Annotated in this window: 13 protein-coding genes; 6 read left to right on the top strand and 7 right to left on the bottom strand. The window is 70.3% G+C overall.

Translation table 11 applies throughout. From position 1 onward, the window contains the following. Positions 1 to 244: 244 nt before the first annotated feature. Entirely contained in the window at positions 245 to 2,773 is a 2,529-nt protein-coding gene (locus tag MMF94_RS26350; protein WP_241039880.1) for a bifunctional YncE family protein/alkaline phosphatase family protein, read from the top strand. A 67-nt stretch (positions 2,774 to 2,840) separates the two neighbouring features. On the opposite strand, the gene MMF94_RS26345 is transcribed toward MMF94_RS26350, so the two are convergent. Further along, entirely contained in the window at positions 2,841 to 3,446 is a 606-nt protein-coding gene (locus MMF94_RS26345; protein WP_241039879.1) for a TetR/AcrR family transcriptional regulator, read from the bottom strand. After that, positions 3,446 to 4,249, bottom strand: a complete 804-nt coding sequence (locus tag MMF94_RS26340) for an enoyl-CoA hydratase/isomerase family protein (protein ID WP_241039878.1) — start codon at positions 4,247 to 4,249, stop codon at positions 3,446 to 3,448. Before MMF94_RS26340 ends, MMF94_RS26345 begins: the two co-directional genes overlap by 1 nt. Positions 4,250 to 4,381: 132 nt before the next feature. On the opposite strand from MMF94_RS26340, the gene paaZ reads away from it, so the two are divergent. Next, on the top strand, positions 4,382 to 6,415 hold the full coding sequence (gene paaZ, locus MMF94_RS26335; protein WP_241039877.1) for a phenylacetic acid degradation bifunctional protein PaaZ: 2,034 nt from the start codon (positions 4,382 to 4,384) through the stop codon (positions 6,413 to 6,415). A gap of 68 nt (positions 6,416 to 6,483) precedes the next feature. Beyond that, positions 6,484 to 7,752: a phenylacetate--CoA ligase PaaK gene (gene paaK, locus MMF94_RS26330; protein ID WP_425564050.1), complete on the top strand. Its 1,269-nt coding sequence runs from the start codon at positions 6,484 to 6,486 to the stop codon at positions 7,750 to 7,752. 4 nt (positions 7,753 to 7,756) lie between these two features. On the opposite strand, the gene MMF94_RS26325 is transcribed toward paaK, so the two are convergent. The 3 genes from MMF94_RS26325 to MMF94_RS26315 all read right to left on the bottom strand — a co-directional run bounded on the left by MMF94_RS26325 (position 7,757) and on the right by MMF94_RS26315 (position 9,642). Continuing rightward, positions 7,757 to 8,119, bottom strand: coding sequence for a tetratricopeptide repeat protein (locus MMF94_RS26325; protein WP_241039875.1), 363 nt, complete (start codon positions 8,117 to 8,119; stop codon positions 7,757 to 7,759). A 52-nt stretch (positions 8,120 to 8,171) separates the two neighbouring features. After that, the gene (locus tag MMF94_RS26320; RefSeq protein WP_241039874.1) at positions 8,172 to 8,636 is read right to left on the bottom strand and encodes a MarR family winged helix-turn-helix transcriptional regulator; all 465 of its coding nucleotides are present in this window, start codon (positions 8,634 to 8,636) and stop codon (positions 8,172 to 8,174) included. A 445-nt stretch (positions 8,637 to 9,081) separates the two neighbouring features. Further along, positions 9,082 to 9,642, bottom strand: a complete 561-nt coding sequence (locus MMF94_RS26315) for an NADPH-dependent FMN reductase (protein ID WP_241039873.1) — start codon at positions 9,640 to 9,642, stop codon at positions 9,082 to 9,084. Positions 9,643 to 9,823: 181 nt separating this feature from the next. On the opposite strand from MMF94_RS26315, the gene MMF94_RS26310 reads away from it, so the two are divergent. Further along, complete coding sequence (locus tag MMF94_RS26310; protein ID WP_241039872.1) at positions 9,824 to 10,108, top strand: hypothetical protein; 285 nt, start codon at positions 9,824 to 9,826, stop codon at positions 10,106 to 10,108. Between the two features lie 21 nt (positions 10,109 to 10,129). Here MMF94_RS26310 and MMF94_RS26305 read toward each other — a convergent pair whose 3' ends face one another. Both MMF94_RS26305 and MMF94_RS26300 read right to left on the bottom strand, forming a co-directional pair. After that, positions 10,130 to 10,639: a mycothiol transferase gene (locus MMF94_RS26305; protein ID WP_241039871.1), complete on the bottom strand. Its 510-nt coding sequence runs from the start codon at positions 10,637 to 10,639 to the stop codon at positions 10,130 to 10,132. Between the two features lie 77 nt (positions 10,640 to 10,716). Further along, positions 10,717 to 11,952: a phosphodiester glycosidase family protein gene (locus tag MMF94_RS26300; RefSeq protein WP_241039870.1), complete on the bottom strand. Its 1,236-nt coding sequence runs from the start codon at positions 11,950 to 11,952 to the stop codon at positions 10,717 to 10,719. A gap of 253 nt (positions 11,953 to 12,205) precedes the next feature. Here MMF94_RS26300 and MMF94_RS26295 point away from each other — a divergent pair, with 253 nt between their 5' ends. Beyond that, positions 12,206 to 12,544 (top strand): hypothetical protein, encoded by a 339-nt coding sequence (locus MMF94_RS26295; RefSeq protein ID WP_241039869.1) that lies wholly within the window; start codon positions 12,206 to 12,208, stop codon positions 12,542 to 12,544. A gap of 65 nt (positions 12,545 to 12,609) precedes the next feature. Further along, complete coding sequence (gene glgX / locus MMF94_RS26290; RefSeq protein WP_241039868.1) at positions 12,610 to 14,727, top strand: glycogen debranching protein GlgX; 2,118 nt, start codon at positions 12,610 to 12,612, stop codon at positions 14,725 to 14,727. Positions 14,728 to 14,794 lie beyond the last annotated feature (67 nt).

Below are 14,794 nucleotides of genomic sequence, written 5' to 3'. Positions count from 1 at the left end.
GGAAACTCTCGCACCGACAAGTTCATCTGTCAAGACAAGAAAGTTTGTCGGTGTCGGACCGTCTCGTCCGGAGATCTCACGCACGATCACCAGCGGGCGCCACGTCCCTGATGCCCGAGCCCGATCGTGCGGTGTCGCCCCATCCACGTCTCGTTCACCGCAACGCGCGGAGCAGGCCATCGCCCGCTCCTAGCGTCCATCTCGGAGTACGGCCGACCTCCGGCCGAGAAGGAGGCACACGGTTATGCGGTGCAGACATCGATCGATCACTGCGGCGGCCGTCCTGGCGGCCACGCTGACCATCGGCGGCACGGCTGCTGCAGCCACGCCGCCCCAGCCTGGCCCCGCCCCGGGCGGGCCGACGCTCACGCCCATCGGTTTCACCGTCACGCCGGCGGGGCAGCAGACGGACCTCGGTGACCTACCGCTGGGCGAGGCACTGTCCCCGGACGGCAGCCATCTCGTCATCAGCAACGACGGTCAGGGTGTCCAGTCGCTGCAACTGATCGACACGAGCACCGGTGATGTCACACAGACCGTCGACTACCCCGACCCTGCGGCCCTGTACACGGGCCTCGCTTTCAGCCCCGACGGCCACACGCTCTATGCGAGCGGCGGTGGCAACAACCTCGTGCGCAGCTACGGCGTGGGCGACCACGGCCTCGTCGCCAACGGGTCGTTCGCCCTGCCCACCAGCACCCCGAAGGGCGCGAAGGTCAACCCGTTCCCGGCCGGCATCGCCGTCACGCCCGACGGGGCTCGGCTCGTCGTCGCCGACCAGCAGGCCGACGCCGTCAGCGTGATCGATGTGGGCACGGGAGCCGTGCACACGATCGCGGCCGGGCACCGGCCCTACGGCGTGGCGCTCTCCAAGGACGGCCGCACCGCTTACGTCACCAGCCAGGGCGGCAACGACGTGGCCGTGGTGGACGTGTCGGGTGCGATGCCGGTGGCGCAGCGGAGCATCAAGGTCGGCACCCACCCCAACAAGATCATCACCTCGGCCGACGGTTCCACCCTCTACGTGGCGAACGGCGACTCCGACGAGGTCAGCGTCATCGACACCGCCTCGGACAAGGTGACCCGCACGATCAGCCTCGCGCCCTACCCCGACGCGCCCGTCGGCAGCAACCCCGACGCGCTCGCGCTCTCGCAGGACGGCCACACGCTCTACGTCGCCAACGCGGGCAACAACGACGTGGCCGCGGTCGACACCGGTACCGGCGCTGTCAACGGGCTGATCCCCACCGGCTGGTACCCCACGTCGATCGTGATGCACGGGAACCAGATGCTCGTCACCAACGCGAAAGGACTGGGAGCCGGACCGAACAACGGGCCCGGGCACCCGAACCCCTACTCCACCTTTCTTGCGGCGGACCAGTACAGCGGCTCGATGATGGTGGGCACGCTCTCCGCCATCACCACGCCGGACCCGGCTCAGCTGCAGACCTGGACGCAACAGGTGCGGACCAATGACGGATTCGCCGACGGAGCTGCGGTGCGCGGTGGTGACCAGGGGATGAGCATCATCCCGCGACACCCTGGCGAGCAGACCCCGATCAAGCACGTGATCTTCATCGTTCGGGAGAACCGGACCTACGACCAGGAGTTCGGCAACCTGGGCAAGGGCAACGGCGACCCCTCGCTCGACCTGTTCGGCGACGAGTCCGCCCCCAACTCCCGCAACCTGGAGAAGACGTTCGGCGACTTCGACAACTTCTACGCCGACGCCGAGGTCAGCGCCCAGGGCTGGAACTGGACGGTGGCGGCGAACTCCAACCCCTACTCCGAGCAGGTCTGGCCCGGCAACTACTCCGATCGGAACGCGCCCTACCCGTCGGAGAGCTCCGACCCGGCCATCGCACCGAACCGTGACCCGGCGAAGGCCTACATCTGGGACCGGTTGGCCGAGAATCACGTGTCGTTCCGCAACTACGGCTACTACGTCGACACGCTGAAGGACGGGCGGTCGAAGGCGACCGACCCCGTGCTCGCCGCGCACACCGACGCCAACTACCGGGGCTGGGACCTCAGCTGCCCCGACTCTCCCGGGACCTTCAAACCGGTGCCGTCGGCGCATTGCCTCAGCCCCCGCTACACCGAGTGGAAGAAGGAGTTCGACAGGTACGTCGCGAACGACAACCTGCCGACCGTCGAGCTGCTCCGGCTGGGTAACGACCACAACGCCGGGACGAAGACCGGCTCCCCGACGCCGAGGGTCTACGTCGCGGACAACGACTGGGCGGTGGGCCAGGTCGTCGACGCGGTTTCGCACTCCAAGTACTGGGGATCCACCGCGATCTTCGTGACCGAGGACGACGCGCAGGACGGACCCGACCACGTCGACGCACACCGCACGGTGGCCGAGGTGATCAGCCCCTACAGCCAGACGGGCAAGGTCGACTCCACCTTCTACAGCACCGCGTCGATGCTGCGGACGATGGAGCTGATCCTCGGGCTCCAGCCGCTCACGCAGTTCGACGCCTACGCGACGCCGATGCTGGCCGCCTTCACGTCCACTCCGAACCTCACCCCGTACACGGCGGTGAAACCGAGACAGAACATGAAGGAGACGAACCCGGCGAACGCGCCCGACGCGGCGACCTCCAACGCCCAGCCCCTCACGAAGGAGGACCAGATCGACGAGCAGACGTTCAACGAGGCGATCTGGCACAGCGTGAAGGGCGCCGACTCCGTGATGCCCGCGCCGCAACACCACGTGTTCCCCGCACCTCCGCCGGGAGCGAAGGACGACGATGACGACGACAACTGAGTGACCTGATCACCGTCGTTCGTGATCACCGTCGTTCCGGGCCCGCGCGACGTTCGGGTGCGGGGTATCAGCCGGCTGCCGGCAGGATCCCCTCGAACACCGCGCGGGCCACGTCGTCCGGGAGGTTGGCCGTGCCCGGACGCCCGGGCCGATACCACTCGACCACCGAGTTGACCAGGCCCGACAGCAGCCGCGCAGCCAGAGCGGGTTCGACTCCGGGCCGGATCTCCCCGGCGGCCACCGCCTCCTTCACGAGTGCCGCGATCTGCGCGTCGAACGCGCGGCGGCGCGCCAGCGCCCACCGCTCGCTCTCGGTGTTGCCGCGCACCCGCAGCAGCAGCGTGACGTAGGGCAGGTCGCGCTGCAGCACCGCCACCTGCCCACGGACGATGTGGCGCAGGCGCGCCAGTGGTGTGCCGGTGGTGGCGGCGGGCTCGTCGAGCACCCCGAAGAGCCCGCTCAGCGCGCGCTCCAGCGCTGCGCGGAGCAAGGCCTCCTTGCCTGTGAAGTGGTGGTAGAAGGACGACTTCGTGATCCCCGCGGCGCGGGAGAGATCTTCCATGCTCGTGGCGTCGTAGCCGCGGGTGTTGAACTCCGCCACCGCCACCTCGAGCAACGAGGCGGCTCCCCCGCTGGGCCTGCGGACCCGGCGTCCCGCCGCCTCGGTGGTCATCAGCGCCCCCGGAACGTCGGGCGGCGCTTGGCCAGGAAGGCCTCGACGGCGTCGGCGTGGTCGGAGGTTGTGGCCAGCCGGGCCTGCGCGGCGCCCTCCGCGGCGAGCACGTCCGGCAGCGCGGACACGGCTCCGAACCGGACCCCGCGCTTGACCTCGGCGTACGCCTTCGTGGGGCCGGCCGCCAGGCGGCGGGCCAGCTCCAACGCGGCAGGGACCACGTCCTCGGGTGGCACGACCGCTCGCACCAGGCCCCAGGCCTGCGCGTCCTCCGCGGTGAACGGCTCGCCGAGCAGCAGCAGCTCGGTGGCCCGGGCGACACCCACGGCGTGGGCGAGGCTCGCCGAGAGCCCGGAGTCGGCGGTGAGCCCGATCCCGGTGAACGCGGTGGAGAACTTCAGGCCCGCGGCCGCGATCCGCAGGTCGCACGCGAGGGCGAACCCGAGGCCTGCACCGACGCACGGGCCGTTGATCGCCGCGACGACGGGGAAGTCCATGTCGGCGAGCTCGGCGACGATGGGGTTGTAGTGCTCGGTGACGGTGTCGAAGGCCGTGGACGGGTCGGCGCGCAGCGCCTCGGCGTGTTCTCCCAGGTCCTGCCCCACGCAGAACGCCTTGCCCGCGCCGGTGAGCACGAGCGCGCGGACGTCCTCGGCCTTTCCGAGATCCTCCACGGCGGCCAGCAGATCGGTCTTCAGCTCCGTGGTGAGCGCGTTGTACCGCGCCGGCCGGTTGAGGGTGAGCACGGCGACGGCCGGGTCGGCGTCGTCGCGCGTGATCAGCACGGCTGGGTCATCGGTCACGGGGCCATGGTAAAGCCCGAACGAACGACCGGTCGAGACACGCGCGGGCGAGGATCGACACTGTTCGGCACGCACCCTGCGTGCTAGCGTTCGAACGAACGGTCGGTAGAACATCCCGGGAGGGCTCCCCTGATGTCACCTGTTCTGCGCAGCTACGTCCAGGGCCGCTGGCACTCCCCCTCCGACGAGGGCCGCCCACTCTTCGACGCCGTCACCGGCGAGGAGGTCGCCCGGATCTCCTCGGCCGGGATCGACATGGCCGCGGTGCTCCACCACGGCAGGCGCGTGGGCGGCCCGGCGCTGCGGGAACTGACCTTCCACCAGCGCGCGGGACTGCTGAAGGCCTTGGCCGGGCACCTGCGTGAGCATCGCGAGGAGCTCTACGCGGTGTCCGCCCGCACCGGCGGCACTCCGTTCGACGCGAAGTTCGACATCGACGGCGGCATCGGCGTGCTGCAGGCCTATGCGAGCAAGGGCCGCCGCGAACTGCCGAACGACACGATCTACGTCGAGGGCGACGTCGAGCCGCTCTCCCGTGGCGGCACGTTCGCCGGCCAGCACATCGCCACCTCGCTGCGCGGAGTCGCGGTGCAGGTCAACGCGTTCAACTTCCCGGTGTGGGGGCCGCTGGAGAAGTTCGCCCCCGCCTTTCTCGCCGGCGTCCCGTCGGTGGTCAAGCCGGCGAGCCCCACGGCGTTCCTGACGGCCGCGCTCGTCGAGCTGATCGTCGACTCCGGACTCCTGCCCGAGGGCACGCTGCAGTTCGTCGCCGGTTCGGTCGGCGACATGTTCGATCACCTCACCGAGCAGGACCTCGTCGCTTTCACCGGCTCTGCGTCCACCGCCGCGAAGCTGCGCACCCACCCCGGCATCGTCGGGCGCAGCGTGCGCTTCTCGGCGGAGGCCGACTCCCTGAACCTCTCGGTCCTCGGACCGGACGCGGTGCCGGGCACGCCCGAGTTCGACCTCTACGTGAAGCAGTTGCTGCAGGAGATGACGGTCAAGGCCGGCCAGAAGTGCACGGCGATCCGCCGCGCGTTCGTGCCTGCCGAGCATGTGGACGCCGTGGTCGAGGCGGTGTCGGCCCGATTGGCGTCCACCGTGGTCGGCAACCCGGCCGCCGAGGGCGTGCGGATGGGCGCCCTCGCGAGCCTCGAACAGCGTGAGGAGGTGCGCCGCAGCGTCAAGGCCCTCGCCGACGCCGGGCGCATCGTCTTCGGCGACCCGGAGAAGGTCGACGTGGTCGACGCCGACGCCGAGCGCGGCGCCTTCATCTCCCCGATCCTGCTCACCGGCGACCCGGACCGCGCCGAACCCCACGAGGTGGAGGCGTTCGGGCCGGTCTCGAGCGTGCTGCCCTACTCCTCCACCGAGCAGCTGATCGACTACGCCGCACGCGGCCAGGGCAGCCTCGTGGGCTCGGTCGTCACGGGCGACGCGGCGTTCGCACGCGACGTCGTGCTCGGCGTCGCCCCGTGGCACGGCCGGTTGCTCGTGCTCACCCAGGCCGACGCGAAGGAGTCGACGGGCCACGGCTCGCCGATGCCGCAGCTCGTCCACGGCGGCCCGGGCCGGGCAGGCGGCGGGGAGGAGATGGGCGGCATCCGCGGGGTGCTGCACCACATGCGGCGCACCGCCGTGCAGGCCGACCCCGACACGCTCACGGCGATCACCGGCCGCTGGGTGGCGGGCTCGCGGCGCACGGAGACCGACGTCCACCCGTTCCGCAAGCACCTCGAGGAGCTGCGGGTGGGCGACACGATCGTCGGCGGCCCGCGCACCGTCACGCAGGAGGACGTGGAGCACTTCGCCGAGTTCACCGGCGACACCTTCTATGCCCACATGGACGCCGAGGCGGCCGCGGCGAACCCGCTGTTCGGCGAACGCGTGGCGCACGGGTATCTCGTCGTCTCGCTGGCCGCAGGCCTGTTCGTCGACCCCGACCCGGGCCCCGTGCTCGCCAACTTCGGTGTCGACCGGCTGCGCTTCCTGACGCCGGTCAAGTTCGGCGACGCCCTGACGGTGTCGCTGACCTGCAAGCAGGTGACCCCGCGCGACACCGCCGGCTACGGCGAGGTGCGCTGGGACGCGGACGTGACGCGTCAGGACGGCGAGTCCGTGGCCCGCTACGACGTCCTCACGCTCGTGGCCAAGAAGGAGGTGTGATGGCAGCACCGGCCACGCGCAGGCTCGGCGACGCTCCGCCTGCCGAGCTGCTCGACCCTGCGGAGCGCATGTCGGTCGACGAGCTACGCGCCCTGCAGCTGGAGCGTCTGCAATGGACGCTGCGGCACGCCTACGAGAACGTCCCGCACTACCGCGCGAGTTTCGATGCGGCCGGCGTGCACCCGCAGGACTGCCGCGAGCTCTCCGACCTCGCGAAGTTCCCCACCACATCCAAGGCCGACCTGCGCGACAACTACCCGTTCGGGATGTTCGCGGTGCCGCAGGAGCAGGTACGGCGGGTGCACGCCTCGTCGGGCACCACCGGGCGCCCGACCGTCGTCGGCTACACCGAACGCGACATCGACACCTGGGCCACCGTGATGGCCCGCTCGATCCGGGCGGCGGGCGGACGGCCGGGGCACAAGGTGCACAACGCCTACGGGTACGGCCTGTTCACCGGCGGTCTCGGCGCGCACTACGGGATCGAGAAGCTCGGAGCCACGGCCATCCCGGTCTCGGGCGGGATGACCCCGCGGCAGGTCCAGCTCATCCAGGACTTCCGGCCCGAGATCATCATGCTCACGCCGAGCTACATGCTCACGATCGTCGACGAGTTCGAGAAGCAGGGGATCGACCCGCGCTCCTCCTCGTTGCAGGTCGGGATCTTCGGGGCCGAGCCGTGGACCGAGCAGATGCGCCTCGAGATCGAGGAGCGCATGGACATGCACGCCGTGGACATCTACGGGCTCTCGGAAGTGATGGGCCCCGGCGTCTCGCAGGAGTGCGTGGAGACGAAGGACGGCCTGCACATCTGGGAGGACCACTTCTACCCGGAGGTCGTCGACCCGTTCGGCGACGACCCGGGCGCGCCACTGCCGGACGGGGAGGAGGGCGAGCTGCTCTTCACCTCGCTCACCAAGCAGGCGTTGCCGATCATCCGCTACCGCACGCGTGACCTCACCCGGCTGCTGCCCGGCACCGCACGACCGAGGATGCGACGGATGCAGAAGATCACCGGCCGCAGCGACGACATGATCATCCTGCGCGGGGTGAACCTCTTCCCGACCCAGGTCGAGGAGATCGTGCTGCGCACCGCGGGGCTGTCGCCGCACTTCCAGCTCGTGCTGAGCACAGAGGGCCGGATGGATGCGCTGACCGTTCGCGTCGAGGCGCGCCAGGAGACGCCGGCCGAGCGCAGGCTCGACGCCGCACGCGAGCTCGTCACCGCGGTCAAGGAGACCGTCGGTGTCACGGTGGGGTGCGACGTCGTCGACCCTGAGACGCTGGAGCGCTCCGTCGGCAAGCTCCAGCGTCTTCGGGACCTACGGGACCGCTGACGGCTCAGGCCGCCGCGGTGTCCCGCGCGTGGGCATCGCGGTGCTCGCAGTACTCCGGACGGTCGTCCAGAGCCGCAGCGATGCGGAACTGCACGCCGGCCTCCTCGTGCCTGCTGCGCCGCTGCAGCGTGCGCCCGAGGATGAAGCGCACGTAGGCGTCGGTCGGAGCCAGCGAAACCGCCCGCTCCAGGGCCTCCTGCGCCTTGCCGAGCTGGGCCGAGTGGTAGTACGCCCGTCCCAACAGCAGCTGCCCGGCCGCGTGCTCACGCAGCCCGTCGGCCATCGGTTCGAGGAGCGTCAACGCCTCGAGCGGGTCACCCATGTCGAGGTGGAGCCCGGCCAGCCGGTACCTGTCGATCTCGTGCAACGGAATCACCTCCGGTTTTCCCAACCGGATACCCCTAGACGGTATTCCGCAGCTATCCGACGTCGCACGGGAGCCGGTCGAGCACGCGCTCGAACGCCCCGGCCATGACGTCCAGCTCGTCGTCCGCGATCGCGTCGAAGAAGAGGCTCCGGACGGCCTCGACGTGCGAGGGCGCCGCCGCCACGATGGCCGCCCTGCCGGCCTCGGTGAGGCGCACCATCGATCCGCGTGCGTCCTCGGGACACTCCTCACGCACGACGAGACCGCGCTTCTCCATGCGAGCGACCTGATGAGAGATCCGGCTGCGTTCCCAGCCGACCATCCGCCCGAGGTCGCGCGCCCGCAGCAGTCCGCCCGGCGTCTCGGACAGCGGCACCAGCAGAGTGAACTCGGCGCTGGAGAGCCCTCCGTCGCGCACGAGCCGACGTTCCAGCTCGGCCTCGAGATGCAACTTCAGGCCGACGTAGCTCCGCCAGACGCGTGCCTCTCGCTCGTCGAGCCACCGCGGTTCACTCACAGCCTCAGCCTACCCAGTTGTTGATACATCATCATAGCGCGGCGCGCCGGGCACCATTTCGCAAAGTCGGACATCTCAGCTTTTCACAGAGGCCCGGTAGCGCGCCGTGACACCGCGTTCGACGTCGGAATCCCCACAAAGGAAGCCCCGTTCCGACGGGCGGGCGCGGACTCCGGGTGGGCGCCCGCCGACGGCGCGTCACGAGGTGGAACGAGCGGCCCAGCCGCCCACTCCCCCGCCCCACGATCCCAAGATCACCGGTTCGGGCCGCCCAGCCGCTGATAACACGGCCACCGACCCCCAACCGCTGATCATGGCTGCCGAGGTGCCGAGCTCGCACCACGCAAGTTCTCCGGACACGGAAACGTCCCGCACCCGTGCATCGGGTGCGGGACGTTGCTCCCTCGCCGCCCCCCGGTCGATGGGGGAGCCGGAAACGCTGCGGTCAGGCGCTCCGCAGCGGTGCGAGCGCGGCGCTCCAGGCCACGACCTGGTCCAGCATGGCGGTGACCGTGTCGGCCTGGTGCGCACCCGGGGTGAACTCACTGAAGTTCGTGAAGTCGGTGTACAGCGACAGCGCGACCTGGTTGCGGACGTCGGCCACCTGCAGCTCGCCCATCACCAGGCGCAGGTGCTCCACCGCACGGGCTCCACCGACCGCGCCGTAGCTGACGAAGCCCGCCGCCTTGTTGTTCCACTCGGCGGAGAGGAAGTCGATGGCGTTCTTCAGCGCACCCGACGTGGAGTGGTTGTACTCCGGGGTGACGAACACGAAACCGTCGAACGAGCCGATCTTCTCCGCCCACTTCTTCGTGTGCGGCTGGCTGTACTGACCCATCGACGGGGGCACCGCCTCGTCGAGGTGCGGCAGGTTGTAGTCCAGCAGGTCCACGAGCTCGTAGTCGGCATCGCTGCGCTGCTTCGCGATGTCGAGGACCCACTTGGCGACTGCCTCGCCATTACGGCCGGGGCGCGTGCTGCCGAGGATGATCGCGATCTTGGTCATGACTGGTGAGTACTCCTGATGCGAGCTCCAGCCCCACGAGGGGCTCTGATGACGCATCAACAAACTATCCACGAAGTTCGTGCCACGTCAACTACTCGAAGGCTCACCCGTCCGTGATGGGCGCCACGGCGCACTCGTCACGATGGGCAACTCTCGCCAAGATGTCGCCATCCCATCCGGCATGGACCGGCACGATGGAGTGGGACCGGTTGGGTCGGCCGGGCAGAGCGGGTACGCAGGCAGCATGTGGATCGCCGCCATCATTGTCCCACTCGTGTTGCTGGCCGCGCCCCTCTGGCTCGCGCACCTGGAGGATCGCCTGATCGACGGCGTCCGCCCGGCCGGCGGTCCGGACCCACTGGACGACGACGTCGCGGCCGCGCCGGAGCCGGCCGGTTCCGAACGGCGCGGTCTGGAGATCGTGCCTGCCCCGTTCGCCCGCCTCGCGCCGGGCCGGGCCGCCTGAGGCCGACCCGGCCTCAGCGGGTCACCGCCGCTCCAGCACCCCGCGCAGGAAGGCGGCCTGTCCGACGTGCTGAAGGTCGTCGCTCACCACGCTGACCAGCCGCACGGCGAGCGTCACCGGCGGGTCCCACCTCTCGTCGACCACCCGCCCGAGCTCCTCTTCCTTGATGCCCTCGATGAACCGGAGGGTCTGCGCGTGCACCGCCTCGTGGTAGTCGACCAGCAGGTCCGGAGAGTCGACGCGCACGGCGTCGACGTCGGCCGAGCTGTGCCCGTATCCGATCGCGGACGGGGAAAAAGGGAAGCCGAAGCGCTCGGCCCAGCCCTGCGCGGTGTAGACCTGTTCGAACCCGGCCACGGCGGCGATGTGGTCGTCCTGCACACGCGTCAGATGCCAGACCAGCCAGGCGATCGAGTTGGCTGTGCCATCGACGCGGTAGGCCAACTGCTCGGGGGTCAGGCCGTCGACAGCGCCGTTGACCTCCTCACGGATCCGGCCGTAGGCGTCGGTCAGCAGCTCGGCACTCGTCACGGTTCACTCCTCGCAACGTCGTCGTGGGGCCCCCACGTTGCCCGCACGAGCGAACCGGCGCACGGCCGGGGTCGCGATCAGCCGGCGTAGATGCCGATGCCGTTCGGCACGAGGCGCGGCGACGAACCGGACGGATCGTTGACGATCGTCACCTCGGACGCGCCGTGCGCCCGGAAGACCTGCGTCGACGAGCCGCCGCCGTCGAGGTTGATCGCGTCGTCGACGCCCATCGCCCGCAGAACCGTGGCCAGCTCCGCGAGCGTCGCGCCCACGCTGTCGGTCTGCCGGCCGTCGAGCGTGAGAAGGAACATGTAGTGCCCGTCCGGGCTCGTGCCCACGGCGCTGCGAGGCGCCCGCTCGCGGTCATCGAGCCCGGCGACGGGAACCCTGTCGATCAGGATCGGGCTGCCCCCGATGGCGAACTGCGGCTGCACACCGCTGGCCGCCACCAGCGCGTAGTCGATCTGCACGCGGTCGCCGATCTCCAACGAGCGCACCATGGCTGCGCCCTTGTCCCGACCGGTGAGCACGACGTCGCCTTGCGGGATCTGCCCGCCGACCGGCGGGCCGGCGAGCACCACGACCCCCTCGTGGATCAGCACCTCGGCCTGGTCGGCCGCACAGGGCGCGTCACGGTCGACGTCGGAGCCGCACAGCGTCGTGGCCCGGTCGGCCACGCCCCAGTCCGGGGTGAACACGCCGATCCCGCCGACCGGCACGGCGTACTGGTTGAGCGCCATGATCGGGAACGTCCCCCGCGGACTGGTCGCCGTGCCCGCCAGCCGTAGGCGGTCGATCCGGCCCACCCGGTCGACCCCCACCGCGAAGACGTGCTCGATCTCGGCACCGGGCACGGCAGGCCCCATCCGCCTGCCGTCCGGCACCGCGGCCTTCAACGGGCGGCCGCCGGCGACGGCCGGTCCGGCGGGGGCGTTCGTGCGGCCGATGTCGAAGAAGTCGCCGTTGATGCCCGCGACCGCGCCGGTGCGGTCGGCCATCTCGGCGACCGACGAGCGCGCGGCGATCGTGCCAGGGGTGAGCAGGTCGGCGCGGATCCCGGGCGAGGTCAGATCGGCGACCACGACGTCACCCATCACCTGGCCGGCCGCGGCGGTCGTGGTGAACCCCTGGTGGACGACGCCGACCGCGACCGGCTGTTCGGGCCCGACCTCGCCGAGGACACGATCGGGCGAACCTTCGGGTGTCGGTGTGGGGGGCGCCGGCTCGGCCACGGCAGGCGGAGCGAACGCCAGCAGTGCCGTTGCGAGCAACGCGAACAGCGCATGTCCGCGGCCGGCTCCCCGTGCCCGCATCCGGACCTCCCGTGGCGTGATCAGCGATCGCGGAGGGGATCGGATCACGCCCCGTGCACCGCGGACACCACACGGCGGCAGGCTTCACCCGGAGGTGGTCGCGGGACCGCACCAACCGGTGACGCCACTGGACACGGCCTGCACGCGCCGCGGATCGCCGGCCGGCGTCTCCGCCTGCGTTTCGTCCGGTCGTGGTGGGCGTGTCGCGGGCGTCCGCTTGCCCGTGCGGACTCACCGGGCCACCCTGGTCAGCGTGACCGAGCAGGCGATCGAACTCGATCTCGACGAGACCGGCGTGGCAACCGACCTTCCGCGACCTTCACATGTGCGCGATGAGGTCCAGCAGGTGCCTTACCGGCCCGTGCAGTTCCGCGACGACGACCTCCCGACCGCGCTGGAACGGTCGGCGGCCTGGCTGCGCCAGGCACAGGAGTGGCTGGGCGAGCCGCTCGACGTCATCGCCGTTCACCTGGACTACGACGACAGCGACACCGGGCCCTACTACGACGTCAAACTGCTGTGCAACGAGGAGGACCTGGCAGGCGCCCCCATCGCTGTCCGCGCACAACAGGCACAAGCCACCTTGCGCTGATCGAGAGCCGACGATCACCGGATTGACGGCAGCGTGGCAGGCACCTCCCGGGGCAGGATGATCGGGTGGAAGTCTGGCCAGGGGACGCGTATCCCCTGGGTGCCACCTACGACGGTCTGGGCACCAACTTCGGCTTCTTCTCGGAGCTCGCCACCCGCGTCGAGCTGTGCCTCTTCGACGACGAGGACATCGAGCAGCGGGTGGAGCTCTCGGAGGTCGACGGCTTCATCTGGCACTGCTACCTGCCGGGCGTGGGGCCCGGGCAGCGGTACGGCTTCCGCGTGCACGGCCCCCACGACCCGGCCCAAGGGCTGCGCTGCAACCCGGCGAAGCTCCTGCTGGATCCTTACGGCAAGTCGTTCGACGGGCCCGTGGACTGGGACGAGTCGCTGTTCGACTACCGCTGGGGCCAGTCCGGGCGCCGCAACAATGACGACTCCGCGCCCCACCAGACCAGGGCCGTGGTCATCAGCCCGTTCTTCGACTGGGGCAACGACCGGCCGCCGCGCACCCGCTACAGCGAGTCGGTGATCTACGAGGCCCACGTGCGTGGCCTCACGGTGCTCCACCCCGAGGTACCGCCCGCCCTCCGTGGCACCTACGCCGGGCTGGCCCATCCCGCCGTCGTCGAGCACCTCAAGAAGCTCGGCGTCACCGCGGTGGAGCTGATGCCCGTGCACCAGTTCCTCGACGACCACGTCCTCGTGGAGCGTGGACTGGCCAACTACTGGGGCTACAACACGATCGGCTTCTTCGCGCCGCACCACCGCTACGCGGCCCGCGGCGGGCGCGGCCAGCAGGTCACCGAGTTCAAGGCGATGGTGCGCGCGCTGCACGACGCCGGCATCGAGGTGATCCTGGACGTCGTCTACAACCACACCGCGGAGGGCAACCACCTCGGCCCCACGCTCTCGTTTCGCGGCATCGACAACCACGCGTACTACCGGCTTGCCGACGACCCCCGCTACTACGCCGACTACACCGGCACCGGAAACACCCTCAACGTGCTCCACCCCCACACGCTGCAGCTGATCATGGACTCCCTGCGGTACTGGGTGCTGGACATGCACGTCGACGGCTTCCGCTTCGACCTGGCCGCGGCCCTCGCGCGCGGGCTCTACGAGGTCGACCGGCTCGCCGCCTTCTTCGACCTGGTGCAGCAGGATCCGGTGGTGTCGCAGGTCAAGCTCATCGCCGAGCCGTGGGACGTCGGCCCCGGCGGATACCAGGTGGGCAACTTCCCTCCGCTGTGGACGGAGTGGAACGGCCGCTACCGCGACGCGGTGCGCGACTTCTGGCGGGGCGTGCCGGGCACGGTCGGCGACTTCGCCTCCCGGCTCACGGGATCGTCGGACCTGTACGAGTCCAGCGGGCGCCGTCCGTACTCCTCGATCAACTTCGTCACGGCCCACGACGGGTTCACGCTGCACGACCTCGTCTCGTACAACCACAAGCACAACGAAGCCAACGGCGAGGACAACCGCGACGGCTCCGACGACAACCGCTCGTGGAACTGCGGCGCCGAGGGCCCCACGGACGACCCGACGATCCAGGAGCTGCGCGAACGGCAGAAGCGCAACATGCTGACCACGCTGTTCCTGTCGCAGGGTGTCCCGATGCTCCTGCACGGCGACGAGCTGGGCCGCACCCAGGACGGCAACAACAACGCCTACTGCCAGGACAACGCGATCTCCTGGGTGGACTGGAAGCGGGCCGACGGGTTCCACTCGCTCACCGACTTCACCGCACGGCTCGTCCGGCTCCGCCGCGACCACCCGGTCTTCCGGCGCCGCCGGTTCTTCCAGGGCCGCCCCGTCCGGGGCACCAGCCTCGAGGACCTCGCCTGGCTCACCCCGGCAGGCGTGCCGATGAGCGATGCGCACTGGACCGACGGCGGCACCCGCGCCCTGGCCATCTTCTACAACGGCGACGGGATACCCGAGCCGGACCGCCGGGGCCGCAAGCTGCGCGACGACTCGTTCCTGCTGCTGGTCAACCCGAGCCCTGACGTCGTGGCGTTCACGCTGCCCGGCCCCGCCTACGGCGCCGCGTGGGAGATCGTCCTCGACACCGCCGACCCGCAGCGCGGCGCCCCCGGCCCGCTCCTGCCGCCGGCCGCGCGTGCCCGCACCACACTCGGAGTGGTGGGGCGGTCGCTGCAGCTTCTGATGCGCATCGCGTAAAAGCGCGGGCATTCGCAGCCTCCAACCTGGGCGGACCGGCCGCCGAGGGAGGACCATCGAGGTCGGA

The sequence above is a fragment of the Pseudonocardia alaniniphila genome (assembly GCF_022524485.1).
In the GTDB taxonomy this organism is placed as follows: domain Bacteria; phylum Actinomycetota; class Actinomycetes; order Mycobacteriales; family Pseudonocardiaceae; genus Pseudonocardia; species Pseudonocardia alaniniphila.
The sequence above is the reverse complement of the archived record's forward strand: the minus strand, read 5'-3'. Positions and strand labels throughout refer to the sequence as shown.

Excerpts from the sequence above, each read along its gene's own strand:
- MMF94_RS26350 (WP_241039880.1), top strand. The coding sequence starts at position 245 with ATGCGGTGCAGACATCGATCGATCACTGCGGCGGCCGTCCTGGCGGCC.
- MMF94_RS26315 (WP_241039873.1), bottom strand. The coding sequence starts at position 9,642 with ATGACCAAGATCGCGATCATCCTCGGCAGCACGCGCCCCGGCCGTAAT.
- MMF94_RS26300 (WP_241039870.1), bottom strand. The coding sequence starts at position 11,952 with ATGCGGGCACGGGGAGCCGGCCGCGGACATGCGCTGTTCGCGTTGCTC.
- MMF94_RS26345 (WP_241039879.1), bottom strand. The coding sequence starts at position 3,446 with ATGACCACCGAGGCGGCGGGACGCCGGGTCCGCAGGCCCAGCGGGGGA.
- paaK (WP_425564050.1), top strand. The coding sequence starts at position 6,484 with ATGTCGGTCGACGAGCTACGCGCCCTGCAGCTGGAGCGTCTGCAATGG.
- paaZ (WP_241039877.1), top strand. The coding sequence starts at position 4,382 with ATGTCACCTGTTCTGCGCAGCTACGTCCAGGGCCGCTGGCACTCCCCC.
- MMF94_RS26310 (WP_241039872.1), top strand. The coding sequence starts at position 9,824 with ATGGACCGGCACGATGGAGTGGGACCGGTTGGGTCGGCCGGGCAGAGC.